At 72.3% G+C, this 782-nt stretch carries 1 protein-coding gene; it reads left to right on the top strand.

The features are described 5' to 3' along the window. The coding region (locus tag RM445_RS32030) for an alanine dehydrogenase (protein WP_311560609.1) at positions 1-782 on the top strand (782 nt) is incomplete at both ends.

Raw genomic sequence — 782 nt, 5'->3', positions numbered from 1 at the left:
GCCAAGATCCTCCCCACCGCCGACGACGTGTTCGCCGCGGCCGACCTGATCGTCAAGGTCAAGGAGCCGGTGCCCGCCGAGTACCACCGCTTCCGCCCCGGCCAGCAGCTCTTCACCTACCTCCACCTCGCCGCCGACCGCGGCCTCACCGAGTTCCTCCTCGAGCGCAACATCGACTCCATCGCCTACGAGACCGTCCAGACCTCCGACCGCAAACTGCCCCTCCTCACCCCCATGAGCGAGGTCGCAGGCCGGATGTCGGTCCAGGCCGCCGCCCACCACCTCGAGAGCCCCGCCGGCGGCGCCGGGATCCTGCTCGGCGGCGTGCCCGGCACCCCCGCCGCGAAGGTCCTCATCATCGGCGGCGGCGTCTCCGGCACCGAAGCCGCGAAGATCGCCCTCGGGATGCGGGCCATGGTCCGGGTCCTCGACACCAACCCCGGCCGCCTCGCCTACCTCTCCGACATCTTCGGCGGCCGCCTCGACCTGGTCGTCCCCAACCGCGCCCGCACCGCCGCCTACGTCGCCGAGGCCGACGTCGTGATCGGCGCCGTCCTGGTCCCCGGCGCCAAGGCCCCCAAGCTCGTCACCCGCGAGATGATCGCCGCCATGCGCCCCGGCAGCGTCGTCGTCGACATCGCCATCGACCAGGGCGGCTGCTTCGAGACCAGCCGCGCGACGACGCACTCCGACCCCACCTACGTCGAGGAAGGCGTCATCCACTACTGCGTGGCCAACATCCCCGGCGCGGTCGCCCGCACCTCCACCCTCGCCCTCACCTC

The organism is Pseudonocardia charpentierae (assembly GCF_031845345.1).
GTDB classification, from domain to species: domain Bacteria; phylum Actinomycetota; class Actinomycetes; order Mycobacteriales; family Pseudonocardiaceae; genus Pseudonocardia; species Pseudonocardia charpentierae.
The sequence above is the reverse complement of the archived record's forward strand: the minus strand, read 5'-3'. Positions and strand labels throughout refer to the sequence as shown.